Source organism: Collinsella sp. AM23-17 (assembly GCF_003470945.1).
Taxonomy (GTDB): Bacteria; Actinomycetota; Coriobacteriia; order Coriobacteriales; family Coriobacteriaceae; genus Collinsella; species Collinsella aerofaciens_O.
The window spans coordinates 15,782-34,832 of sequence record NZ_QRHU01000009.1 but is presented as its reverse complement, the minus strand read 5'-3'; the positions used below and the strand labels follow the sequence as shown (position 1 = coordinate 34,832).

Annotated in this window: 15 protein-coding genes and 1 riboswitch; of the genes, 10 read left to right on the top strand and 5 right to left on the bottom strand. The window is 57.5% G+C overall.

From position 1 onward, the window contains the following. The first annotated feature begins 2 nt into the window (after nt 1–2). The 6 genes from DW645_RS04585 (at nt 3) to DW645_RS04560 (ending at nt 9,460) form a co-directional block, all read left to right on the top strand. Nucleotides 3–2,324 carry a radical SAM protein gene (locus DW645_RS04585; protein ID WP_118226515.1) on the top strand — a complete coding sequence of 774 codons (2,322 nt, stop codon included), beginning with the start codon at nt 3–5 and terminating at the stop codon, nt 2,322–2,324. Between the two features lie 312 nt (nt 2,325–2,636). After that, a complete protein-coding gene (locus DW645_RS04580; protein ID WP_118226514.1) occupies nt 2,637–4,637 on the top strand; it encodes an NAD(+) synthase in 2,001 nt (666 codons plus the stop codon). A gap of 116 nt (nt 4,638–4,753) precedes the next feature. Beyond that, nucleotides 4,754–5,917, top strand: a complete 1,164-nt coding sequence (locus tag DW645_RS04575; RefSeq protein ID WP_006234344.1) for a pyridoxal phosphate-dependent aminotransferase — start codon at nt 4,754–4,756, stop codon at nt 5,915–5,917. Between the two features lie 201 nt (nt 5,918–6,118). After that, entirely contained in the window at nt 6,119–7,069 is a 951-nt protein-coding gene (locus DW645_RS04570; RefSeq protein ID WP_006234343.1) for an L-lactate dehydrogenase, read from the top strand. Between the two features lie 114 nt (nt 7,070–7,183). After that, nucleotides 7,184–8,344, top strand: a complete 1,161-nt coding sequence (locus tag DW645_RS04565; protein WP_117583912.1) for an Mbeg1-like protein — start codon at nt 7,184–7,186, stop codon at nt 8,342–8,344. Nucleotides 8,345–8,455: 111 nt separating this feature from the next. Continuing rightward, the gene (locus DW645_RS04560; RefSeq protein WP_117583913.1) at nt 8,456–9,460 is read left to right on the top strand and encodes a nucleoid-associated protein; all 1,005 of its coding nucleotides are present in this window, start codon (nt 8,456–8,458) and stop codon (nt 9,458–9,460) included. A 244-nt stretch (nt 9,461–9,704) separates the two neighbouring features. On the opposite strand, the gene dapD is transcribed toward DW645_RS04560, so the two are convergent. From dapD to dapA, 3 genes are read right to left on the bottom strand one after another with little or no spacing between them, the layout of a single operon-like run. Further along, nucleotides 9,705–10,424 (bottom strand): 2,3,4,5-tetrahydropyridine-2,6-dicarboxylate N-acetyltransferase, encoded by a 720-nt coding sequence (gene dapD / locus DW645_RS04555; RefSeq protein ID WP_117637490.1) that lies wholly within the window; start codon nt 10,422–10,424, stop codon nt 9,705–9,707. Nucleotides 10,425–10,463: 39 nt separating this feature from the next. Next, nucleotides 10,464–11,204, bottom strand: a complete 741-nt coding sequence (dapB, locus tag DW645_RS04550; RefSeq protein ID WP_199412215.1) for a 4-hydroxy-tetrahydrodipicolinate reductase — start codon at nt 11,202–11,204, stop codon at nt 10,464–10,466. Then, on the bottom strand, nt 11,197–13,506 hold the full coding sequence (dapA, locus tag DW645_RS10090) for a 4-hydroxy-tetrahydrodipicolinate synthase (RefSeq protein WP_118226512.1): 2,310 nt from the start codon (nt 13,504–13,506) through the stop codon (nt 11,197–11,199). The genes dapB and dapA overlap by 8 nt, the downstream gene beginning before the upstream one ends. A gap of 65 nt (nt 13,507–13,571) precedes the next feature. Then, a riboswitch (Lysine riboswitch) is annotated at nt 13,572–13,740 on the bottom strand. Between the two features lie 145 nt (nt 13,741–13,885). On the opposite strand from dapA, the gene DW645_RS04540 reads away from it, so the two are divergent. From DW645_RS04540 to DW645_RS04525, 4 genes are all read left to right on the top strand, one after another. Beyond that, nucleotides 13,886–15,073, top strand: a complete 1,188-nt coding sequence (locus DW645_RS04540; RefSeq protein WP_118226510.1) for an N-acetyldiaminopimelate deacetylase — start codon at nt 13,886–13,888, stop codon at nt 15,071–15,073. Between the two features lie 101 nt (nt 15,074–15,174). Further along, nucleotides 15,175–15,456, top strand: coding sequence for a type II toxin-antitoxin system RelE/ParE family toxin (locus DW645_RS04535; RefSeq protein ID WP_118226508.1), 282 nt, complete (start codon nt 15,175–15,177; stop codon nt 15,454–15,456). After that, nucleotides 15,428–15,769, top strand: coding sequence for a HigA family addiction module antitoxin (locus tag DW645_RS04530; RefSeq protein ID WP_118226506.1), 342 nt, complete (start codon nt 15,428–15,430; stop codon nt 15,767–15,769). The genes DW645_RS04535 and DW645_RS04530 overlap by 29 nt, the downstream gene beginning before the upstream one ends. A gap of 83 nt (nt 15,770–15,852) precedes the next feature. Continuing rightward, nucleotides 15,853–16,122 (top strand): hypothetical protein, encoded by a 270-nt coding sequence (locus DW645_RS04525; RefSeq protein ID WP_147356628.1) that lies wholly within the window; start codon nt 15,853–15,855, stop codon nt 16,120–16,122. Between the two features lie 88 nt (nt 16,123–16,210). Here DW645_RS04525 and DW645_RS04520 read toward each other — a convergent pair whose 3' ends face one another. Beyond that, entirely contained in the window at nt 16,211–17,530 is a 1,320-nt protein-coding gene (locus DW645_RS04520) for an MFS transporter (RefSeq protein ID WP_118226502.1), read from the bottom strand. A gap of 53 nt (nt 17,531–17,583) precedes the next feature. After that, entirely contained in the window at nt 17,584–19,005 is a 1,422-nt protein-coding gene (locus DW645_RS04515) for a M20/M25/M40 family metallo-hydrolase (RefSeq protein ID WP_118226500.1), read from the bottom strand. Between the last annotated feature and the right edge of the window lie 46 nt (nt 19,006–19,051).

Below are 19,051 nucleotides of genomic sequence, written 5' to 3'. Positions count from 1 at the left end.
ATATGCCTAAAACGCTTTTAGTATTTCCCCCAGGATGGAGTCCAGTGGGGCCGTATCTTGCCTTGCCTGTTTTGAAGTCATATCTTCAAGAGGTTGAACAATACAAAGTTGACATTGTTGACTTAAACGTGGAATTTTACGATGACCTCCTATCTTTTAGACATGTCGAAGAGTGCTGTAAAAGGTATCGGGAATCAAAGGATTCGTTTAGTTCGAATGTCCAATTAACAATCGAGTTGATACAAAAGTCGGCACTTAATGTTGACGAGGCAAAAGATATTTTCAGATCGAAGAGATACTTTAATCTAAAAGAAAGACAATATGCTGAAAACATTTTTAGAAATGCACTCTATATCATAAATCACGTCTCATATGGAGTTAAATACACGTTCAACTCCATAGATCTGCCCTATGATTATTATTCGACACCAGAAATAATGAAATCGCTTGCGGATACCTTGCATAATCCGTTTATTTCCTTCTATGAAACTGCCTTTCTTAAGCGTATTCAGAGGGAAAAAATCGAGTTTATTGGGATTTCGGTGAGCGGCTGTTTCCAATTGATTTCTGCAGTTACGTTAGCGAAACTGATTAAAGAAGAATGTCCATCTGTTAAACACGTCTCATTGGGCGGCAATTACATTACTCGTTTAGCAGATGACTGCATGAAAGAATGGCATCCCTTTTTTGAATACATTGATTCGATAATGATGTATGACGGCGAAGAGCCGCTTGCACGTCTTCTTGAGGCTCTTGACTCTGGTGATGACAATCTCGACTGTGTTCCAAACCTTTGCCATGCTAAAGGTGGAAAGATATATAAAAACCATCGGATTGAGCAAACATTTATCAACGATACAGTTCCCGATTTCGATGGCTTCGCCCTTTCTAAATACTTCATGCCTGAGCTAATATTGCCGGTTTATTCCTCTAGGCAGTGTTTTAATCATTGCGCCTTCTGCACCATTCCCGGTGCTACCGGTGGTTGTTACCGAAAGATGCCTATATCGAGAGTATTTGAAATAATGTGTCGGTTAAATGAAAAATACGGCACGAGAGTTTTCTCTTTTGTGGATGAAACATTCGAAGGCAAAAGAATGGAGCAACTCGCGGATGAAATAAACGCATCGGGAAAAACGTTTTTCTGGCATGGAGAAACGAGGTTCTCTCCAACCCTAAGTACAGACGTTTTTAACAAGATATACCAAAGTGGATGTAGGCAGATTCAGTTTGGCCTCGAGTCATACAACCAAAGAGTTCTTGATCTAATGAAGAAGAACACGAGAGTTGATTGGATTGATCGCAATATCCATGATTGTCTCAATGCGGGTATTCCTGTTCATCTATTTTTTATGATTGGCTTTCCGACCGAAACTAAAGAAGAGGCTCTGAACACCTTAGCTTATACAGAGAATGTTTTGAATTATTCAAAACAGGTATGTGGTGTTCCATATTCCACGAGAGGATTTACGAATTTTGGTCTCGTTATGGGGTCGGATGTTTGGAATCATCCCGATAAGTATGGTGTCTCTGTAATGCCGCAGTCCCAATATGAGGATTTGCGCCTCGAAGTAGATTATGTTTCAGGCACTGGTTTAACTTTAAATGAAGCAAAATCCTTATCTGATGAGCATCATATTGATTTTTATATGCAAGAGGTCATAAACGGTAGCGACACAATTGACTTGCCCCAGCGGCTTCATATTTCAGAGGTGACCTGGATCCTAGATTCTATTCACGCTGTCAGGTATAAGGGACATTTGACCAAAGTAAAGCGACGGCTAACTAGTCTAAATCCAGCCGATCGAATCTGGCTGGATTCCAAGACCTCTGTCGTGCTCGTTGAGCCATTTGCCTACTTCTATAATTCTGAATACCATCATGTCTATGCTGTTTCCCAGTTGGTATACCATAAGTTGGCCCGTTTATTGGAGGCCGATTGTAGCATTTCTCTTATTCTTGATCAGGGCGACCTCGAGCTGACAAGGGCGATAGAAGAACTGTTGCATTATGGATTGCTGAATACAAATATCGATGCCGATTATGTAATGCACGATAATGGTTTTCAATTGGTTAAAAGTTCGTTTGTTAAAGAAGTCGGACGCTCAAAAGAGGGGTTAAGAGTACTGCTGAGTTGTGCCACCCATAGAATGTGTGCGGTTAATGATTTTTCGTTCGCTTTGCTTTCGTTGTTTGAAAAGCCGATTACTAAGAACGAGGTGCGCGACATTTTGAAAAAAGAGGGACTATCGACAAGCGAGGAGCAATTAAACAAGTTGGTTGATAATTGCATGAAAGCAGATATACTACAACTGATTAGATAGAGGAGGTTTCTGCATGGACGTTATTAACAAAGATCTCTTGGAGCAACTGAAAGAGTCTCAGGAAGAGGGCGTCGTGGTAGAAGTGTTCGACTTTGAGGACTACATGGATAAATTCTGCCATTAGTTTCGGAATTTTCTTGCCTCGCTTAAAGGAGAAGTCGATTATCGATTTCTCCTTTTTTAATTAAAGATTTTTTTGGAATACATGCTCTTAGCACAGGTTAGCGTCTCAGTAAACTGGGAGGTTGCTTTGGCTAGTTAGAGATATGTGAACGTCCGTTAGACTGAATCTCAGGGTAGAAGGGGCCTCCAGTGTCCAGATCAACAAGGCAATGCTGCGTTTCGGCTAATAAGAACGACGGCTTTCTGCGGGTTGCGGCGGCATCGCCGCAGATTCGCGTCGCCGATGTCGAGGGCAATGTCGAGGTTGCGCTGGCGGCTGTTCGCGATGCTGCCGGGCGTGGCGTTCGCGCGTTGGTGTTGCCCGAGCTTAACCTGACCGGCTATACCGCGGCTGATCTGTTCCATAACCGCACGCTGCTGCATGCCTGTGAGGCTGCTCTGGTGCATATCCTCGACGAGACTCGTGAGCTGTCGATTGTCTTTACCATCGGTCTTCCCGTTGCGGTTGCCGAGAATATCTACAACTGCGCCGCCGTGTGCTGCGCGGGCGAGCTTTTGGGCCTCACGGCCAAGAAGTATCTGCCCAACTATGGCGAGTTCTACGAGTGCCGCTGGTTTGCTCCGGCGCCCGCAGATCCTGTGTGGGTCGAGTTTGCCGGTCAGGGTCCGGTTCCGCTGGGTTCGGGGCTTGTCTACCGCTGCTGTGATGAAGGCGCCGAGGATATGGTGCTGGGTGTCGAGGTGTGCGAGGACCTGTGGGTGCCGGCACCCCCTTCGACCGAGATGGCGCTTGCCGGTGCGACGGTGATTCTCAACCCGTCGGCCTCGGACGAGATTATCGGTAAGGCAGATTACCGCCGCAGCCTTATCTCCAACCAGAGCGCGCGCCTGTACTGCGCCTATGCCTACGCGGACGCGAGCGAGGGCGAGTCCACGACCGATATGGTCTTTGCGGGCGAGAACCTCGTCTACGAAAACGGATCCAAGCTCGCCGCGACCAAACTGCTTACCTGCGATATGGCCATCGCCGACGTTGATCTTGACCGCCTGGTTGCCGAGCGCCGTCGCTCGACGACGTGGACGCGCGCGGACGATGCGCCGGAGGCCACGACCGTTGAGTTTTCGTTTGAGGGCGTGCTTGCGAAGGATCCTGTTCTTCGCGATGCGCTTGATATCGACCGCGTTTTCCCTCGCGCGCCTTTTGTGCCGGCCGACCACGGTGATCTGGCCGAGCGCTGCGAGACCATCCTCGACCTGCAGACCGCCGGCCTCAAGACCCGCCTTGCCCATACGGGTACCAAGGCGGCTGTCATCGGTCTTTCGGGCGGCCTGGACTCCACGCTAGCACTGCTTGTGACCGTGCGCGCCTTCGATGCACTGGGGCTGCTGCGCACCGGTATCACGGCCGTGTCCATGCCCGGCTTTGGCACGACGCACCGCACCAAGTCCAATGCCGAGTCGCTTGCTCGCGACCTGGGTGTGAGTTTCCGCGAGGTTTCGATTCATGCGGCCGTGGAGCAGCACTTTAAGGATATCGAGCACGATCCGACCGTGCAGGACGTGACCTACGAGAACAGCCAGGCCCGCGAGCGTACGCAGATTCTGATGGATCTGGCCAACCAGGCTGGCGGTTTTGTCATCGGCACGGGCGACCTGTCGGAGCTGGCGCTCGGCTGGGCTACCTATAACGGCGACCACATGAGCATGTACGCCGTCAACGCGAGCGTGCCCAAGACGCTTGTGCGCCATCTGGTGCGCTATGCGGCCGATGTCTTTGGCGGGCGTATTGCCGAGGTCTTGCTCGATATCCTCGATACGCCGGTGTCCCCCGAGCTCCTGCCGCCCACGGGCGACGGCGAGATTGCGCAGAAGACTGAGGACCTGGTGGGCCCGTACGAGCTGCACGACTACTTCCTCTACTACCTGCTGCGTTTTGGCTTTGAGCCGGGCAAGATCTACCGCATGGCGCTCAAGAGCTTCGAGGGCGTCTACGATGCCAAGACCGTTCACACGTGGCTACGCACGTTCTACCGTCGCTTCTTTGCCCAGCAGTTTAAGCGCAGCTGCCTGCCCGATGGCCCCAAGGTGGGCTCGGTCACGCTCAGCCCGCGCGGCGATTGGCGCATGCCGAGTGACGCCAGCTCGCGCCTGTGGCTCGCCCAGATTGACGCGCTCAATCCGATGGACTAAGGTTGCCAAATTGAACCAAAACAGCGGGTGCAAGCGTTACACTTTTGCAATCTGATGGCCCGTATCGCGCGGCGCTCTTGTCGGAGCGCCGCTTTTTTATATCGGAAGGTGGCACCATGCAGGCATCGCAGCGTCTCGACCGCTTTGGCGCGGAGGTCTTCGCCTCGCTCAACAACAAACTGCTTGCGCTGAAGGCTCAGGGCAAGACCATTTACAACATGAGCGTGGGCACGCCCGACTTTAAGCCGTACGACCACGTGGTCGAGGCGCTCACGCAAGCGGCCCAGGACCCCGAGATGTGGAAGTATGCCCTGCGCGACCTGCCCGAACTCAAGCAAGCCGTGTGCGATTACTATGAGCGCCGCTTTGGCGTTTCGGGCATTACGCCGTCTATGGTGCAGTCGTGCAACGGCACGCAGGAGGGCGTGGGCCATTTGGGCCTGGCCCTGCTCGATCCGGGTGACACCATTTTGGTTCCCGATCCGTGCTACCCGGTCTTTGAGGCGGGCGCCAAGATTGCCGATGCCAAGCTCGAGTACTATCCGTTGGTCGCCGAGCATAATTACCTGCCCTATGTGGCGGGCATCGATCCCGAGGTGGCCGATCGTGCCAAGTATATGATCGTGTCGTTGCCCGCCAACCCGGTCGGCTCGGTGGGCACGCCCGAGGTCTACGAGGAGATCATCGCTTTCGCCCGCGAGCACGACCTGCTCATCGTCCATGACAACGCGTACTCTGACATCGTGTTCGACGGCGAGCCGGGCGGAAGCTTCTTGCAGTATCCTGGTGCGCTTGAGGTGGGCGTGGAGTTCTTCTCGCTTTCCAAGTCGTTTAACGTTACCGGTGCGCGTATCGGCTTTTTGGTCGGCCGCGAGGACGTGGTCTCTGCCTTTGCCAAGCTGCGCGGCCAGATCGACTTTGGTATGTTCTTCCCGATCCAGAAGGCTGCTATCGCCTGCCTGAACGGTCCGCGCGATGAGGTCGAGGCGCAGCGTCTGAAGTACCAGGAGCGCCGCGATGCCCTGTGCGACGGTCTTGAGGGCTTGGGCTGGGAGCGTCCCAACGCGCATGGCTCTATGTTTGTGTGGGCCAAGCTTCCCGGTGGTCGCACCGATTCCATGGCGTTTTGCGAGGAGCTCATGGAGAAGGCCGGCGTTGTGGTGACGCCGGGCGCGAGCTTTGGTCCTTCGGGCGAGGGGCACGTGCGCATGGCGCTGGTCCTGCCGCCCGATCAGATTGCTTTGGCTGTCGAGGCCATCCGCGAGGCGGGTCTGTATTAGAAACCTGTTTCGACTCGTCAATAGCTCGAAACCGATTTCGTGCAGTTATTTTACGAATCCTGCAAACAATTTCGGTAAACGGTCGATTTTTGGCTGCGAATAGGAGCATAATCAAAGTCCCGATTGGATGTATTGGGATTACGACAAGCCGCTCGGGTCGTTCCCGGGTGGCTTGTTTGTGGAGAGAGATGGGAGTTTCTAATGGTTAACGAGAAGAAGGTCGCTATTGTCGGCTGCGGTTTCGTCGGTTCGTCTTCGGCGTTCGCGCTGATGCAGAGCGGTCTGTTCTCCGAGATGGTCCTCATCGACGTGGACAAGAACCGCGCCGAGGGTGAGGCCCTGGATATCGCGCACGGCATGACGTTTGCCGAGCCGATGAAAATCTACGCCGGCGATTATTCCGATGTCGCCGACGCCGCCATGATCGTCGTCACCGCTGGCGCTGCCCAGAAGCCCGGTGAGACCCGTCTGGACCTGGTCAACAAGAACGTCAACATCTTTAAGTCCATCATTCCCGAAATTAAGAAGTCTGGCTTCGACGGCATTCTGCTCATTGTCTCCAACCCGGTCGATGTTCTGACCTATGCCGCCATCAAGATGTCCGGCCTGCCCGAGGGCCATGTCATCGGCTCCGGCACCGTGCTCGACACTGGCCGTCTGCAGCAGATGCTTGGTGCCCACGTCGAGGTTGACCCGCGCGATGTCCAGGCCTATGTCATGGGTGAGCACGGCGACTCTGAGTTTGTCGCTTGGTCCAGCGCCCAGGTTGCCGGCGTGCCGCTGAACACTTTCTGCGAGCTTCACGGTCATCTGGAGCATGAGGCTGCCGAGAAGCGCATCGCCGAGGACGTCAAGAACTCCGCTTACACCATCATCGAGAAGAAGCACGCCACCTACTATGGCGTCGCCATGGCCGTCAAGCGCATCTGCACCGCCGTCATGCGCGATGAGCAGACCGTTCTGCCCGTCTCCTCGCTCATGGTGGGCGAGTATGGCCTGTCCGATCTTGCCATCTCCATGCCGACGGTCGTTGGCCGCGACGGCGTCGTCTGTCGCGTCCCCGTGCCGCTGAACGATGACGAGCAGCATGAGCTCACCGCCTCCGCCAAGGCCCTCAAGGACATCATCGACAGCGTCGACTTCTCCTGCTAAATCAAGCTCGCTAGAGCGAAAAGCTACAATGAAGGCGTCCGAGCCCACACGGCCCGGGCGCCTTTTTGGTGCAAAGTAACCTGACCCCAATGCAGCATAGTTGATGGGAGGGCCATGTCGGATTCGCCTAATTTTTTAACCTATGCCCAGACGGCGTTTGATCCGTTTGAGGAGAGGCCGTTCTGCGCGGTGGATAGCCTCGTCTTTGCGTGGTTGTCCTATTTGCGTTTGCCGGGTGATATGGCGGAGCTGACGAACTGGCAGGGCCTAGACGTACGCGAGCTGCTGCGTGCCGAGTGCTACCGGGACATGATTGACGACTTGTGGGACCCGGAGGGGAGCAAGGCCTTGCTGGAGGCCGTGGCAGCAAGTCCTCGCTACCGTGGCGTGCACGTTTGCGGCTATCGTGCCGTGAGCGATGTGGTGGCGACAGAGCAGTTTGCAGCCATGGCGTTCCGGTTTCCGGCGGGGTTTAGCTATCTTTCCTTCCGGGGGACCGACAGCACGATTGTGGGCTGGAAAGAGGACTTTAACATGGCGTTCCGGTATCCTGTGCCGGCCCAGGAATCCGCGGCGCGTTATGTGGACGAGGCGGCGGATGCGATTGACGGGCCGCTTTTGTGCGGAGGTCATTCCAAGGGTGGAAACCTTGCGGTGTACGGTGCGGCGATGTGCTCCGATGTCGCCCGTGCGCGAATCGAACAGGCGTATTCCCATGATGGTCCGGGCTTCGTCGAGGAGTTTCTGAACGGCAACGCCTTTGCCGATCTTTCCGGTCGAATCGACAAGACGCTACCTCGGTCGTCGATCTTTGGCATGATGTTCGAGACGCAGGAGGACTATGCCATCGTTGAGAGCACCGAGTTCAGCCTGCTGCAGCACAATCCCTTTAGCTGGGTGGTTGATGGTCGCGACTTCGTGTACTGTGAGCGCCTGTCCGCCGGTGCTCGATACGTTGATGGCTCCATTCGCGAGATGCTGCTTGCAGTTTCGCCTAGCGAGCGCGAGCGTTTTGTAGATGCGTTGTTCTCCGTGTTTGAGGCTACGGGTGCTGAGCGGTTTGCGGATATCGCTGGGAATCTGCGCGAGAGCCTGCCCGTGATGCTCCAGGCTGCGCAAGGGTTTGACAAGGATACGCGACGCTTTGTCTCGCAGACCATCGTGGCAATTCTTAAGTGTGCGCTGCTGCCCAAACGTCCCGAGTTCAGCGTGCCTTCTAGTGGTAAGAGCCTGGCAGAACAGCTCGAGGTATGGCAGTCCGAGCTCCTGCGCTAGCCATTGGTGCAAAGCAACCTGTCCCCGATGCACCAATCTTCGATGCGCCTGGGGCGGGCTCGACCGCTATACTGGTTCGTGCCGAAATCGATCTAGAACGGAATGCCGTATATGAAAATCAATCACGCGATTCTGCATATCCTGGACTTTGACTCTGCCGTCAACGTCATGAGCCAGCGCGAGCTCGATATCGAGAGCCGTACCGTGCGCAACTTTGTGACCACGCATCTGCGCCGCGCACGTACCTCGGCCGACAATAAACGCGCCGCGTTTGCCGAGAACTCTGCGTTTGGCGGCGAGCTCAAGGGCTATTTCTTTGGCGAGCGCGAGTTCGTAGACCTGTCGCAGCAGATTGCGGAGTTCATTTCCTCCGAGCTTACCAAGGCCGAAAAAGCCGAGTCCACCGATGTGCTCGTGGCCGACTTTGACGACGATGAGGATGCCCGCTGGTTTGCCGTGATGCTGCTGGGCTCCAAGCAGGCCTTTATGCACGAGGTGGGCCGCGAGGAGGGCGAGGTACGCAACGACATCGCGCGCCACTATGCTATCCTGCCGAATCCTTCCCAAAAGGTGCCAAGCTATGCCATCGTGCGTGCGAGCACCATGGAGATCGGCTATGTGGACAAGAAGCGCAAGATTGCCGGCGAAGACCGCATGCTCATTCCCGACGGTCTGCTGCAGTGCGATACGGGCGTGTCGGGCAAGGAGGTCATCGACACCGTGACGCGCGTGGTCGAGGAAGTCGCCGAGGAGCACGGTGCCAATACGGCCGTAGCGCTCGCTAAGGTTAAGGCTGCCGTTGCCGAGAAGGTTGAGGATGACGAGGAGCTGCCGCCCTGGGATATCGTCGATGAGGTCTTTGAGGACGAGCCGGTCATCAAGGAGAGCGTACGCGCGGCGCTGACCGAAGAGAAGGTGCCCGAGCGTGTGCCCGTGGAGCGCAAGCAGGTCGAGCGTGCGGCCGTGCGCAACCACAAGATTCGTACCGATACGGGCATCGAGATCAGCTTTCCGGCCGAGATGGGCTCGAACTCCGAGTACATCGAGTTCGTCAACGAGCCCAACGGCCTCATTTCCATCGAGCTCAAAAACATCGGCAGCATCGAGAATAGATAAACTGCGCTTGGACGCTGCAGAAAAACAAAGGTCGAAACCCTTCGGGACTTCGGCCTTTTTGCTTGGAGCTGAATTGAGTTGCAGACTGAGCATACGTCAGCGAAAACGCCCCTAGGCGAGCAAGGTGACGTGAAAGAGGAGGGAAGCGTACTTCGGTACGCGACCGACGATTGAACGTCAGATTGCCGCTTAGGGGCGTTTGCAGCGTCGAGCCGTTACGCGGTTTGGTAAAACCGCGTAACTTCTACAGCCGGCGTAAGCCTTCCTCGAGTCCGGTCTTGCTGTCGGTCTTCTCGTCGCGCATCTTGATGACGCGGGCGGGGACGCCGGCCACGACGGCACCAGCGGGGACGTCCTCGACGCACACGGCGCCGGCGGCAACGACAGCGCCCTTGCCTACGTGCACGCCTTCCAGGACCACGGCGTTGGCGCCGATCATGACATCGTCCTCGATGATGACGGGCGTGGCGCTTGCGGGTTCAACGACGCCTGCCAACACGGTTCCAGCGCCGATGTGGCAGTTCTTGCCCACTGTGGCGCGGCCGCCCAGCACGGCGCCCATGTCGATCATGGAGCCCTCACCGATGACGGAGCCGATATTGATGATGGCACCCATCATGATGACGGCGCGATCGCCGATCTCGACGCGGTCACGGATGATCGCGCCCGGCTCGATGCGGGCGTTGATGCCCTTAAGGTCGAGCATGGGCACGGCGGAGTTGCGGCAATCGTTCTCCACATCGTAGTAATCGATGGAATCGGCATTGGCATCAAGGATGGCTTTGAGCTCATCCCAGTCACCAAAGACGGTCTTGCCACGACGACCGCCGTAGACGTGCGCATTGCCCCACTGGACCTTCATGCCGGGCTTCTCGCGCACGTACAGTTTGACGGGCGTCTTTTTGGGCGCTGTGGCGATGTAGTTGATAATCTCCTGGGCATCCATCTCGGCTGCATTGCTCATTTGCTGTCTCTCCTTTGGGTGGATCCGGTTGATACCTGGTTAGGCAAACATGACCTGGTCGAACGTATAGAAGCCGTGCTCGCGGGTGACGAGCTTCTGCGCGGCTGCCAGGGCGCCGTTGACGAAGATCTGACGGCTTGTGGCGCGATGCGTGAGCGTGACTTCTTCGTCCTGGCCAAAGAAACTCACTTCGTGCACGCCGGCGACAGTGCCACCGCGCAGCGAGTGCATGCCGATCTCCTTGGGGTCGCGCGCTCCGCACATGCCCTCGCGGCCATAGACGGGGTGGTAGCCTGCCTTGGGCTCGGCCTCGACTACGGCGTCGAGCAGCAGCTTTGCAGTGCCGCTGGGGGCATCGACCTTTTGGTTATGGTGCGTCTCGACGATTTCGCAGTCAAAGCCGGGCAGCTCGCGTGTGGCCTGTGCTACCAGATGACGCAGGGCTGCGATACCGATGGAGTAATTGCCGGAGTGCATGACGCGGGCGTTCTGACCCAGCTCGCGCAGGCGATCCATCTGCTCGGGTGTGTAGCCTGTAGTGCCCGAGACCAACGCCGCGCCCGTGCACTCGACATAGGCGACGACGGCATCGAAGGTCACGACGTTCGAGAAGTCGATGATGACGTCGGCTGCCGGGGCGCTCTCGAGCTCGGACAAGTCGAAGCCGATGTGGGCCACGATATCAAAAACGGGCTGCCCGGCGGCGTCGACAATGCCTTCGGCGGTAGTGCGGATGAGCGAGCCCATGCGGCCCGTTCCCATAATGACGGTCTTAATCAAGCAGACCAGCTCCCTTCAGAGCATCGGTAAGTGCGGCTCGCGTGTCGTTGGCCATGGGGCACAGCGGCATGCGGTAGTTTGCCTCGATCATACCCATCTGGGCGAGCGCTTCCTTAACTGGGATGGGGTTGACCTCGCTAAAGAGGGCATTGATGAGCGGCTGGCCGGCAATCTGGATATCGCGGGCGCGCGCTACGTCGCCGTCCAGATAGGCGCGGCACATGTCGTGCACGAGCTGCGGCTGAACATCGGCCCACACACTGATGGTGCCCGAGGCGCCCAGGCTCATGAGCGGCACGGTGAGGGCGTCCTCGCCCGAGTACATGCGGAAGTCATCGGACAGCAGGTGGGCGATCTTGGCCGCGTAGGCGACGTTGCCCGAGGCTTCTTTAATACCCATGATGTTGGGGTGCGCGGCCAAGCGCTCTACGTTGCGCTCGCTGATGCCGCAGCCGCAGCGGCCGGGGATGTTGTACAGGATGCAGGGGATATCTACGGCATCGGCAACGGTCTTAAAGTGCTGGTAGATGCCCTCCTCGTTGGACTTGTTGTAGTAGGGGGTAATGAGCAGCAGGCCGTCGGCGCCCAGGCCCTGATAGGTGAGCGACTTGGTGAGCATGGTCTGCGTGGAGTTGGAGCCCGAGCCGGCGATGACGGGGACACGGCCTGCAACCTGCTTGACCACCGCGGCGACAACGGAGTTGTCCTCATCGTCAGTCATCGTGGCGCTCTCGCCGGTGGTGCCCAGGGTGAGGATGGCGTCGGTACCGTTTTGCAGGTGGAAATCGATAAGGCGCTCGAGCGCGTCAAAGTCGACGCTTCCGTCCTTTTTAAACGGCGTGACGAGGGCGACGATCGAACCCTCGAGGTTGCGGATATCCATGTTCTTCTCCTTCGCTTCCGCGATCTGGATGCGTTTGTTCCACTGAGCGGCGACGGCCAGACGCTCGTCCTGGGCGCGACGGCGGGCACTTTCGGCGCGCGACTTGGCCAGCAGCTCTCGGCCGCTAGGCAGCACGTCGAGCGTGGCAAAGTAATCGCCCGGGCGCTCAGCACGGCGGATGAGGTCGGCCGAGCCATCGGGGCGCAGCAGCACCTCGGCGGAGCGCAGACGGCCGTTGTAGTTGTAGCCCATGGAGTAGCCATGCGCGCCGGTATCGTGGATCACGAGCAGGTCGCCCATGTCGATATGCGGCAACTCGCGATCAATGGCGAACTTGTCATTGTTCTCACACAGATTGCCCGTGATGTCGTAGGTGTCCGTAACGGGTGCTGCGGTCTTGTCGGCGCCACCCGGCTGTCCCATCACCGTAATGTGGTGGTAAGCGCCATACATGGCAGGACGGATCAGATCGACGGCGCTTGCGTCCACGCCGATATAGTCCTTGTAGATCTGCTTTTCGTGGATGGCCTTGGTCACCAGGCAGCCGTAGGGGCCCATCATAAAGCGACCCATCTCGGTGCAAATCGCCACATCGCCCATGCCGGCGGGAACCAAGATCTCGTCGTAGGCCGCGTGTACGCCCTCGCCGATGGCACGGATGTCGTTAGCCTGCTGCTCGGGCAGGTAGGGGATACCCACACCGCCGGACAGATTGATAAAGGCGACATGTGCGCCCGTTTCACGCTCCAGGCGCACGGCAAGCTCAAAGAGGATGCGCGCAAGCTTGGGGTAGTAGTCGTTGGTGACGGTGTTGCTGGCAAGGAATGCGTGGATGCCAAAGTCCTCGGCGCCCTTGGCCTTGAGCATGCGGAAGGCCTCGAAGAGCTGCTCGGTGGTCATGCCGTATTTGGAGTCGCCGGGGTTATCCATGATGCCGTTGGAGAGCTGGAATAGGCCGCCCGGATTAAAGCGGCAGCTGACCGTCTTGGGGATGGGTCCCGCAACGCGCTCAAAGAACTCGATGTGGCTGATGTCGTCAAAGTTGACGATGGCACCCAGCTTGTCGGCGAGCTCAAAGTCCGCCGCCGGTGTGTCGTTGGACGAGAACATGATGTCGTGTCCGGTGATGCCCAGCGAGCGGGCGATCATGAGCTCGGTATAGCTCGAGCAATCGCAGCCGCAGCCGTATTCGTTGAGAATGGAGATGAGTGCCGGGTTGGGGTTGGCCTTGACGGCAAAGTATTCCTTAAAGCCCGGGTTCCATGCAAAGGCGTCGCGCACTTCTTGCATGTTGCGGCGGATGCCCGCCTCGTCGTATAGATGAAACGGCGTGGGGAACTGCTCGACGATATGCTCGAGCGTCTCCTTGTCCACAAACGGCTGCTTGGCCGCATATGCCTCGTTGGGAGTCAATGACATGTCCCGTAAACCTCGCTATCCAGACGGCGCTACCTGCGCATCGAATCCGCATAGCGTGGACCCAATGTCCGGATAGCGCTCCCGCATTGCTGCAGACAGTCCTGCGGGTGTTTCCCGCAGGCCCACCAGGCTGTTCGTGCCCGAAAAACCCAGTTCGGCGGGTTTCGCCTCCCCGCGGGGTCAAAGCCTGCCGGCTCGCCCGCGGCTCTTCGTGCCCGCGCCTCTATCAAGTGGTAACGACCCTACCACGTTGCACTTTACCAAACAAGAGTATTCGTATATAACGTTTAAAAAATGCAGGGATATGCTGGAAATAAGGGTGTAGCAATCTTGCGGCACAATAGATAGCAGCCGACGCGCACCTACGAAAGGAACCAATATGGCCGAGCTCCAAGAACTCCGTCGCTACCGCCGCGACTTGCACAGGATCCCGGAGCTCGACTTCGATCTTCCGCAGACGATCGCCTATATCGAGGGCGTGTTGGCACCGCTCACCTGCGATGTGACCCATCCGTGCCCCGGCTGCGTCTGCGCTTTCTTCGACGCTGGCGTTGGCGCCGCGCATGCCACGGCGATTCGCGCCGATATGGATGCGCTGCCCATTGCCGAGGCAACGGGGGCAGCGTTCGCTTCGACCCATCCCGGCAAGATGCATGCTTGCGGGCACGATGGACACATGGCCATGGCGCTTTCGGCGGCAACCTTTGTCGACCGTACGATCCGTGAGCAGCCGGGCGCCATTAAGCGCAATGTGCTCTTTGTGTTTCAGCCGGCCGAGGAGACGACTGGTGGTGCCAAGACGGTGTGCGAGAGCGGCGTGTTCGAGCGCTACGGGGTGGATCGCATCTTCGGCTTCCACGTGTGGCCCGATCTGCCCGCCGGCACGTTGGCGAGCTGCTCCGGTCCGTTGCTGGCGCGTTCGAGTGAGACACACATTCATATCCATGGCACGAGCATCCATATCGCTAAGACCTATGGCGTTCCGGTCGAGGAGTCGCACGATGCGGCGCTGGCGGCTGCCAAGTTCTTGGTTTCCGAGCGCGAGCTCATGGACGAGTTGGGTGTCGACGAGCCCTGCATTGGTAAGTTCGGCCTGCTGCAGGCCGGCACCGTCTGCAATGCGGTGGCGGGGGAGGCCCATGTTGCCGGCAGCCTACGTGTGTTTACGGACGACATGTTCGACCGCGCGCGCGAGGGCGTGCGCCGCGTGCTGGACGATGCCTGCGTCGCAACGGGCTGCACATATGACCTCGATTTTGCCGAGGGCTATCCGCCGGTCGATAACGATCCCGAGCTGTTCGCCCACATTGCGCCTGTCTTGTCCGAGCTGCAACTCGTGGATGAGCCTTTGCTGATTGCCGAGGACTTCGCTTTCTATCAGCGCCATCTGCCAGGCGTGTTCTTCCTCCTGGGTACGGGCGTGCCGGAGGGACAAGATAATCCGATCGATTCGGATGGCTGTCCCGCCTATGCCACGAGCGCTCTGCATACCGATACCATGCTCTTTGACGAGGAAATTCTACTCAAGGGCCTCGATGTCTACAAACGATTGCTTTTGCTTGCTTAAGTGGCGAGGGATACCTGTTCTAGAAAACACGAACAGATGTACGGTATAATAGAGATGTAAGTCTATAGAAACGTTTGACGTTATTAACGTAAGGCGATACTATGATTGCATCATATAAAGATGAAGACACTGAACGCTTTGCAATGGGTACGCGGGTTAGGAAGTTCATTCCTTTTGAGCGGGTTGCCTTGAGGAAGATTCGACAACTGCAGATCTGCGCTTCGCTTGATGATCTTCGCGTTCCGCCAGGCAATCGTCTTGAAGCGTTGAAGGGCGATCGCGCCGGTCAATATAGTATCCGTGTCAATGAGCGCTATCGGGTCTGTTTTGAGTGGAGACAGGGGATGGCTTGGAATGTTGAAATCGTCGATTATCACAAGTGATGAGACTGCGTCCGATTTGCTGCCGCCGGTGACTCCTGGTGAGCTTCTCAAAGAGGAATTTCTTGTCCCTATGGGCATTTCTCAATATCGCCTTGCTAAGGAGACCGGGATTCCGGCTCAACGCATTGGGCAGATTATCTTGGGAAGGCGTCGTGTGACGGCCGACACCGACCTTCGCCTTTGCCGCTACTTTGGCCTGACGGATGGTTATTGGCTGCGCGCCCAGATAGCGTTTGATCTCGAGGCGGAGAAGAGACGCATCGAACCGGAACTGGATAAGATCGTTCCTGTCCAGCAGGCTATCGCATTGTAGTGTTCAAAGATGTTGAGGTTGGAGTGACGATGGGGCGACGCCGACAATTTGCCGTTTATAGTCCCGGTGGGTGTGGATGCGGCTTGTTGTTGCTTCCGGTTATTGCTGTGAGCATTGGCGTTATGTTTGCGCTTGCCGGGTTGGCGGCAGCGGCACTCGTGTTGCTGATCGTGGCCATTGGCGTGACGATTTGGCTCTGCCGCAATCGCGAGCAACGCCATGCCTGCGGTAAAACCAATGTCGGCTGGGTCGTCTTCCTGATCATTGCGTACCCGCTGAGTGTCAGCTACCTGGTGTTCTTTGTCCTGTTGATGGTCAGTACCTTTACCGGGGAATCCGTCACGGTGGGGTAGGCTTCGACAAGCCTCTTGAGGATGAAAAAATGGAGCCGGATGGGAAATACCCCCATCCGGCTCCATTGCTCAATATTGGCGTGCACTTCTACTCGGCTGCCTCGCGGCGAGCGACCTCGTCGATTAAGATGGCGTCGCCGTGCTTGGCGGAGGCCATGCTCGCGGCCATAAGCAGGCCCATTGCCGTGATATAGGCGAAGAGCATCGACGGCGCCACGTCCATAACGATACCGGAGAGAATCGGTGTCGCCACCTGAGCCGCCATGCTCACGGTGTAGTAGTAACCGGAGTAGCGGCCCACGCTTTGGGAACTGCAGCACTCCAGAATCATCGTGTATACGCACAGGTCCACGCCGCCCAGCGCAACGCCCATCAACAAAAAGACGCCGTACAGCACGGGCGAGAAACCGGGTGCCAGCCAAAGAAGCGCGGGGCATAAAACCATGATGACGGCGGTGCCCAGGGCGACCTTTTTACGGCCGATTTTGAGCGAAAGATTCGCCAAGGGTACGTAGCTTAGCAGCGCGCCTGCAATCGTCACGATATTGATGATGGCGTATGAACCGCCCTCCATGCCGTAGAACATATCGGCATAACGGCTGATATTGGTGGTCATGGCGTTATAGCTCATGTAGTAGAAAAACGTTGCAGCGAGCAGCATGATGATGGAGCGGCGTACGCCGGCGTCTGCAATGCGATCTTTACCGCCGGCCTCGGGAGAGTCATCTTTGTCAATCTGATCCTCGTCGATGCCCATGGACAGCGATTTCTTGCGCATCTTTTCGACAAGGGCGGGCTCACGGATAAAGATGCCGTAGACAACGGCCGAGACGAGAATAAAGGCGGCCTGCAAAATAAAGAGCGGAAGATAATCGGGTTTGTCGGCCTTGGGAACCATGACCGAGATGGCGACGAGCATAAGACCCGTCCCCGCGTAGCCGACGATCTTTTCGATCGAGTCCGCCTTGGTTCGCAGGGGACGGGGCGTAATGTCGGCCACGACGGCAACCGTCATGGTGCGATAGGCGCATATTGCCAAAAGCGTGAGGATAATCGCGCCGATGAGCAGGGGTAGGCTGCCCATGTTGTTGGCGATCGCGATGAGCGGGACGGAGAGCATTGCCACCGCAGAGCCGCCCAAGATAAAGGGCGTTCGGCGCCCGAGTTTGCTTGTGCAACGGTCCGAGAGAATGCCAAAGAGCGGAAGCAGGAACAGGCCAAAGACATTATCGATAGCCATGATCGCGCCGGTGAGCGAGTTGGATAGGCCAAAGGTCCCCGTGAGCATCTTAGGAACGATGCCGTCGTAGACCTGCCAAAAGCTGATCATGCCCATAAAGGGTAGGGAGGCGAGGGCGACGGCCTTGGTGTCGAGCCGGGCCGCCCGCTTAAGATTTGGTTGGGTCATGCTGGTTCTCCTGGTCGGTAAAAGCGGGGAGGGGCGCTATCGGCCCTCCCGTCCTACAGTTGTTCAAGGTTGGCGAGAAACGCCACATAGAATTCAATGCCGCGCTTGTAGACGTCGACGCCGATGCGTTCGTTGGCGGCATGGATGAGCTTGCGCGCCTCGCCCGAGTAGATAAAGCCGCAGAAGCGGTAGACGCGATCGCAGATCTCGTTGAACTCGCGCGAGTCGGTGCAGGAGTTCTGCACGTAGGGAGCAAAGCCGGCCTCGGGATAGACGCCCGACACGCAGCGATGGATGTAGTTGAAGGCGGCATCGTCTTCGTAAGGCGAGACGGGCGCGGGCTCGGTGTAGGGGATCGCCTCGTTAATCTCGACGGTGACGTGGTCGGGGCTTACGCCCGAGGCGCGACACTGCTGAGCGGCGAGCTTGCGAGCGCGCTCAACGGCATCGGCGATGGTTTCGAACGGTGCGATGCGCACGTTAAAGTTGGCGCGGGCGACTGGAGGCAGCACGTTGTGTGCGTTAGAACCCTCGAGCTGCGTGAGCGCATAGGTTGTGCGCAGCATGGCCGAGGTCTCGGGGCTGGCGGCCATGATCTTGGTAACCGCGGGGCGCGTGAGCCACAGGTTGCCAAAGATCGCCTGATACGTCGCGCTGCTGCGGGCACCCAGTTCGGTCAGCGTGGCCTCGACGGCGGGCGTGAGTTGCGGCTTGCCGGGGTTGGCAGAAATGGTCTCGCATACACGGCAGAGAAGACGGCAGGCATCGTTTGCCGCGGGCGTAGAGGCATGGCCGCCGTCGGCGCGCGCCGTGACGGTAAGGTCGACGTGGCCCTTCTCGGATACGCCTACCATGGCAACGGGTTCGGTGACGCCGAGCGGGGCGTCGGTTGCCACGGCGCCGCCCTCATCGAGCACCATATAGGGATGGATGTTGTGCTCGCGAAGCCACTGCACCGCATGGGTGGCGGTGGGTGCGGCGATTTCCTCGCCATCGCTCGAGAAGAACCAGACGTCGCGCGGGGGAACGAAGCCCTGGGCAATCAAATGCTCAGCTGCCTCGAGGAAAGCAGAGACGATGCACTTGGTGTCGAGTGAGCCGCGGGCCCAGATTTCGCCGTCGATGATCTCGGCTCCAAAGGGATCATGCTTCCAGTCTTGCCCCTCGACGGGCACGACGTCCTGGTGCGCCATCATGACGATGGGGTCCAAGGCGGAATCGGCACCAGGCCAACGCAGGAGCATGCCAAAATCGTCGACGCGTGTAAGCTCGGCGACTTTAAAGAAATGCGGATAAAGCCGCTGAAGCGTGGGAATCCACTGGTTGAAGGGCTCATCGTCGCGTTCGGCGATGTTCTCACGTGAAACGGTGGGGATGCGCAGCAATTCGCAAAAGCGCTCGACGGCTGCCTCGTCTGCCTTGTAGGTGCCTGCATCAAGAGGCGCGCCCTGTGCGACCGATACCGATGCTCCCATGGTGGGACTCCTTTCGTGTTGTATATCGAATACGTCAAGATTATCG

Excerpts from the sequence above, each read along its gene's own strand:
- DW645_RS04585 (WP_118226515.1), top strand. The coding sequence starts at position 3 with ATGCCTAAAACGCTTTTAGTATTTCCCCCAGGATGGAGTCCAGTGGGG.
- DW645_RS04575 (WP_006234344.1), top strand. The coding sequence starts at position 4,754 with ATGCAGGCATCGCAGCGTCTCGACCGCTTTGGCGCGGAGGTCTTCGCC.
- DW645_RS04570 (WP_006234343.1), top strand. The coding sequence starts at position 6,119 with ATGGTTAACGAGAAGAAGGTCGCTATTGTCGGCTGCGGTTTCGTCGGT.
- DW645_RS04565 (WP_117583912.1), top strand. The coding sequence starts at position 7,184 with ATGTCGGATTCGCCTAATTTTTTAACCTATGCCCAGACGGCGTTTGAT.
- DW645_RS04560 (WP_117583913.1), top strand. The coding sequence starts at position 8,456 with ATGAAAATCAATCACGCGATTCTGCATATCCTGGACTTTGACTCTGCC.
- dapD (WP_117637490.1), bottom strand. The coding sequence starts at position 10,424 with ATGAGCAATGCAGCCGAGATGGATGCCCAGGAGATTATCAACTACATC.
- dapA (WP_118226512.1), bottom strand. The coding sequence starts at position 13,506 with ATGTCATTGACTCCCAACGAGGCATATGCGGCCAAGCAGCCGTTTGTG.
- DW645_RS04540 (WP_118226510.1), top strand. The coding sequence starts at position 13,886 with ATGGCCGAGCTCCAAGAACTCCGTCGCTACCGCCGCGACTTGCACAGG.
- DW645_RS04535 (WP_118226508.1), top strand. The coding sequence starts at position 15,175 with ATGATTGCATCATATAAAGATGAAGACACTGAACGCTTTGCAATGGGT.
- DW645_RS04530 (WP_118226506.1), top strand. The coding sequence starts at position 15,428 with ATGTTGAAATCGTCGATTATCACAAGTGATGAGACTGCGTCCGATTTG.
- DW645_RS04520 (WP_118226502.1), bottom strand. The coding sequence starts at position 17,530 with ATGACCCAACCAAATCTTAAGCGGGCGGCCCGGCTCGACACCAAGGCC.
- DW645_RS04515 (WP_118226500.1), bottom strand. The coding sequence starts at position 19,005 with ATGGGAGCATCGGTATCGGTCGCACAGGGCGCGCCTCTTGATGCAGGC.